This window comes from Arthrobacter sp. Br18, assembly GCF_000520555.1.
Taxonomy (GTDB): Bacteria; Actinomycetota; Actinomycetes; order Actinomycetales; family Micrococcaceae; genus Arthrobacter_D.
Genome location: NZ_AZSA01000285.1, coordinates 1 through 4,534 on the forward strand (window position 1 = coordinate 1; position 4,534 = coordinate 4,534).

5 protein-coding genes and 1 pseudogene are annotated in these 4,534 nt (G+C 62.0%); 3 read left to right on the forward strand and 3 right to left on the reverse strand.

Annotated elements, in window-relative coordinates; translation table 11 throughout:
- The first annotated feature begins 668 nt into the window (after positions 1 to 668).
- From Y704_RS0102135 to Y704_RS18310, 3 genes are all read left to right on the forward strand, one after another.
- Positions 669 to 1,868 (forward strand): pyridoxal phosphate-dependent aminotransferase, encoded by a 1,200-nt coding sequence (locus tag Y704_RS0102135; RefSeq protein ID WP_026548902.1) that lies wholly within the window; start codon positions 669 to 671, stop codon positions 1,866 to 1,868.
- Positions 1,865 to 2,824 (forward strand): 2-hydroxyacid dehydrogenase, encoded by a 960-nt coding sequence (locus Y704_RS0102140; RefSeq protein WP_026548903.1) that lies wholly within the window; start codon positions 1,865 to 1,867, stop codon positions 2,822 to 2,824. Before Y704_RS0102135 ends, Y704_RS0102140 begins: the two co-directional genes overlap by 4 nt.
- A 129-nt stretch (positions 2,825 to 2,953) precedes the next feature.
- Entirely contained in the window at positions 2,954 to 3,349 is a 396-nt protein-coding gene (locus Y704_RS18310; protein ID WP_035771267.1) for a hypothetical protein, read from the forward strand.
- On the opposite strand, the gene Y704_RS0102150 is transcribed toward Y704_RS18310, so the two are convergent.
- The 3 genes and pseudogenes from Y704_RS0102150 to Y704_RS18320 form a co-directional block, all read right to left on the reverse strand.
- Positions 3,304 to 3,591, reverse strand: a complete 288-nt coding sequence (locus tag Y704_RS0102150; protein ID WP_026548904.1) for a transcriptional regulator — start codon at positions 3,589 to 3,591, stop codon at positions 3,304 to 3,306. The genes Y704_RS18310 and Y704_RS0102150 overlap by 46 nt on opposite strands.
- Positions 3,591 to 3,959 (reverse strand): hypothetical protein, encoded by a 369-nt coding sequence (locus tag Y704_RS24305; protein WP_162149351.1) that lies wholly within the window; start codon positions 3,957 to 3,959, stop codon positions 3,591 to 3,593. The genes Y704_RS0102150 and Y704_RS24305 overlap by 1 nt, the downstream gene beginning before the upstream one ends.
- 31 nt (positions 3,960 to 3,990) lie before the next feature.
- A pseudogene (locus tag Y704_RS18320) lies at positions 3,991 to 4,534 on the reverse strand (IS256 family transposase); the annotation flags it as partial.

Below are 4,534 nucleotides of genomic sequence, written 5' to 3' on the forward strand. Positions count from 1 at the left end.
TCTCGTTAAAGAAGCGGTCTCTAACGAGTCTGGCCGATAGGGAGCGGCGGTGTGCCGCTGACTTGGCAGGACAGGGTTGGTCCGTTGGATCCAGTCAACCGGCGCACTGGTTGCCAGTCGTCGTCATAGCGATCCGGATACAGGCATAACCCACCCCTAGCTCCGCATGGCCAACGCCACCGACCCCCTGGTGGGCAGATCTGTTGGCCATGACCGGGCAGTTTCCGTGGCCACCAGCGGGCATTTCTGCTGGCCACCCACGGGCAGTTCCTAATGGCCATTGACACTGGGCTTCCCGTGCGAAGGAACGGTACTGGTTGGTGATGTCGGTGAAGAGGTCCATCCATACATTCTTGCTGTCGAAGTCTCTACTCATGATCCGCGTACCGGGCGATGAAGACGTCCCTGTGGAATGAAGCAGGCATTGCAAATGATTGAGGAGCTTGTCGGGCTCGGGCCGGCTCGCACTCGTGCCACTCACCCCGTGATCGGTGAGAATCCGGTCGCAGGCCGCAGCCTTCAACGCTGAGTGTTGTAGATCCGCCGTCAACTTCATCGAGTGCTAGGAATCCCCTTCCCCAGCAACGACGGATGAGTATATTCAGACGCACAGCACCAACACTTAACGCAAAAAATTTGAGAGCCTTATTGATGAGGAGTGGAAAAGTATGCAGCAACTAGCGCACCGACTTGACCGTCTGGGCACCGAAACTGCCTTCAGCGTCGCCCAAGCCGCGGCTGCCTGGAAGGCGAAGGGGAACACTGTGTATCCCTTCCACCTCGGTGACATCAACATCCCGACGGCCCCTCACATTGTGGAAGCGATGAACCGGGCTATCGCCGACGGTTACACAGGCTACTGCCCTGGTCCCGGCATCCCGCAGCTGCGCGAGGCCCTCGCCGAGGATCTCGGGGCTCATCGGGGTATTGAGCTCTCCCCTGACAACGTTGTAGTGATGACCGGTGGCAAACCTGTCATCACGAAATTCCTGCAGGCCGTTATGAACCCGGGCCAGGAAGTGCTCTACCCGAACCCCGGGTTCCCGATTTATGAATCCCAGATCGAATACCTGGGAGGTACAGCCACGCCTTACCGTTACCTGCCCACGAGTGAGGGCTTCGCTATCGATCTCGACCTGGTGAGAGCGTCGATCACCCCGAACACTGTCGCCATCATCTACAACGACCTGCAGAACCCCATCTCGGCTGAGTCCACAGCCACTGAGCGGGAGGCTGTCGCGCAACTCGCTCAGGAGCACGACCTCTGGGTGCTTTCCGATGAGGCCTACTTCGAAACGCGCTACGAGGGCGTTTCGAGCTCGATCGCGTCGCTTCCCGGCATGCTGGAGCGCAGTGTCATCCTCTATACCTTCAGCAAAAAGTTCGCTATGACCGGATCCCGCCTGGGTTGCGCCGTCGCCCCGTCCGAGATCGCCAAGATTCTCAGCACCTTGAACACCAACGATGAATCGTGCACAACGCACTACGTTCAGTGGGCTGGCATTGAGGCGCTCCGTGGCACCCAAGAACCTGTACAGCAGATGCTCGATACCTTGCGCCAGCGCCGGGACGCCACGTGTGAACTCGTGAACGGTATTCCCGGCATGGACGTCGCCGTTCCGCAATCGACGTTCTACCTCTTCCCTGACGTCACCGAGGTCATGGAGCGCCTGGGATACACGGCAGTAAGCGAGTTCGCCTCCGCAGCCTTGCGTGAAACGGGTGTTTCCTTCTGCACGCGGGAGCACTTCGGTCGCCGTCAACCCGGCGAGGAGCGGCAATATATCCGGCTCGCGTACTCGGGCATCGACATCGCTGATATACGTGAAGGCCTCGGCCGCTTGAACACATGGATTGAGACAGCATGAGCCGGATCGTCGTCACGGGATGTATACCCGAAGTTGCACTAGAGAAGCTTCGTGCGGAGCATGACGTCGATGCATGGACGGGCCCTGAATCGATCAGCCGCGGGGAACTCCTGACACGAGTGGCTGGGGCCGACGCCGTGGTGAGTCTGCTCACCGAACGCATCGATGCAGAGCTCCTTGACACCGCCGGACCGCAGCTCGAGGCCGTCGCAAACGTCGCCGTCGGCTACGACAATATCGACGTACCAGCCTGCACCGACCGCGGAGTGATCGCCACGAACACACCCGGCGTACTCACCGAAGCTACTGCCGACATCACGTTCGGCCTCATTCTCTCCGCGACCCGCCGGCTGAGCGAGGGAGAACGGCTCATCCGCTCCGGCCAGGACTGGAAGTGGGGCATGTTTTTCCTGCTCGGCAGTGGTCTGCAAGGGAAAACCCTCGGCATCATCGGCATGGGCAGTATCGGCAAGGCGACTGCACGCCGAGCCAAAGCCTTCGGCATGAGGATTGTCTACCAGTCACGCAGTACAATTGCCTCGGAAGTCGTTGCCGAACTGGGCGCCCGGCGAGTCGAGCTCGACGAATTGCTAGCAACCTCCGATATCGTCTCCCTCCACTGCCCCTACGGGCCGGCCACTCACCACCTCATCGGGGCCGAGCAACTAACAGCGATGAAGAACTCGGCTTACCTCATCAACACCGCGCGTGGGCCAATCATCAACGAAGCAGCTCTTGTCGCTGCCCTTCAGGAGGGACACATTGCAGGTGCCGGGTTGGACGTCTTCGAGAACGAACCCAACGTCCATTTCGGACTGCTCGAGCTCGACAATGTGGTGCTCGTGCCCCACCTCGGTTCAGCCACCATCGAAACGCGCACCGCAATGGCGCTGCTCGCCGCCGACAACGCCCTTGCCGTGCTGAGCAAACAAAGACCCCTCACGCCCATCGGCTAGCGAAAGGCTATCGAGAAGGGTGTGTCCTCAAGCATCAGGTCTGCTGTCATATAAAACTAAAGCTTTTCAAGACAGCGGAACAGGTCGAGCGCCGAGCAACCACTCCCCCGCTGTGAGTCACAGCGGTAAATGGCGTGGTTTTGGCAGCGGTTAGTGGCCTATGAGGAGGGTTTCTCGGGCGGCGTCGACGGACTCGGGTGCGAGCGTGTCGAGCTGGTTGAGGGCTTGGACGCGTTCGATTTGGGTGATGAGTCGGTCGACGAGGCGGAAGTTGCCGGCGAATTCTGTCCCACCCAGGAGCGAGACGATCAGATAGGGGCGGACGAGATCGGTCAGCTGGGCTCGGAGTGCGTCGACCTTCCATTGGTAGTGGTCGACGGGGCCGCGCGGGTCAACGACCCGATCGTGACCGGGGACGCTGGCGGGGAGCTCTACGGCTGCTTAGTGAAAGACTTCGAGCGAGTCTCTAGTGGGGGTGATCAGTCGACGCCGTCGATAATCTCGCGCAGCACTGCGACGTGGTAGCGGAGAACCTTCCGGCCGGTCGGGGAGAGCGCCACCCACGTCGTGCGCCGACCCTCGTGCGAGCCCTTGCGGCTGCGCACGTACCCCGCGTCAGCGAGCGTGGCGACGTGCTTGGAGAGCACGGAGTCGCTCACGCCCAAGCCGTCGCGAAGGACCGCGAACTCCGCCTCGGACACAGCAGTCAGCATCGTCGCCAGCTTGAGCCGGGCGGGCGCAAGGAGGTGGCGGTCCAGCTCTCCCATCAACGTGCACCCACCAGCAGCACGGCTCCGGCGAGCAACAGAACGGCCAAAGCGACCAGCAGGAGGACCGACTCACCCCTGCTGTGGGCCGCCGGGTCACCGCGATAGGACCGCATCCAACGGACGCCGCAGAATGCGTAACCCACCCCACCGGCGATCGCGCACAGGCCCAAGAGCCACCAGCGCCCCTCGAAGGCAGCCCAAATCGCGAAGCCCATGGCCAGCAAGTGCGCCGTCGATGCCGCCGCATCGCCCCCTAAGACCACCCTGCTCGCAAAGCCGCCGACCCAGACGCCGTTCAGCCTTCGGAAGCGGACGAGCTGCACCACCGCTACGAGCACAAACGGGACCAAGCCAGCAACCGCCAAGCCGATTCCTGCCGAGCTCTGGTAGGCCACTCGGCACGGTTGCCAGGACGTTGCGCATGAAGTGCACCCGGCAGCGCTGCCACGCCGCACCTTGGAACACGGTGCCGATGGCCTTTTTCAGCCCGCTGTGCGCATCAGAGATTACGAGCGTGACCCCGCCCAGGCCCCGGGTCTTCAGGGAGCGCAGGAACGCCGTTCAAAAGCCCTCGTTCTCGCTGTCTCCGACGTCGAAGCCGAGGACTTCCCGGCGCCCGTCGGCGGCGACGCCGAAAGCGACCACGATCGTCTGGGACACCACACGGTGACCGACCCGGGCCTTGCAATAGGTGGCGTCCAGGAACACGTACGGGTATTCCAGGGCCGAGAGGTCCCGGTCGCGGAACGCACCGACTTCATGATCGAGGTCCTCACAGATCCGGGACACCTCAGACTTCGAAATCCCGGTATCCGCACCAAGGGCTTTGACCAGGTCATCGACCTTACGGGTAGAAACCCCGTGGAGGTAGGCCTCCATCACGACCGCGTACAGGGCCTGATCAACCCGGCGGCGGCGCTCCAGCAAGGCCGGGAAAAAC

What these genes read in the sequence shown, in the direction of transcription:
- Y704_RS0102135 (WP_026548902.1), top strand. Translation starts at nt 669, where the DNA reads ATGCAGCAACTAGCGCACCGACTTGACCGTCTGGGCACCGAAACTGCC.
- Y704_RS0102140 (WP_026548903.1), top strand. Translation starts at nt 1,865, where the DNA reads ATGAGCCGGATCGTCGTCACGGGATGTATACCCGAAGTTGCACTAGAG.
- Y704_RS18310 (WP_035771267.1), top strand. Translation starts at nt 2,954, where the DNA reads ATGGCGTGGTTTTGGCAGCGGTTAGTGGCCTATGAGGAGGGTTTCTCG.
- Y704_RS0102150 (WP_026548904.1), bottom strand. Translation starts at nt 3,591, where the DNA reads ATGGGAGAGCTGGACCGCCACCTCCTTGCGCCCGCCCGGCTCAAGCTG.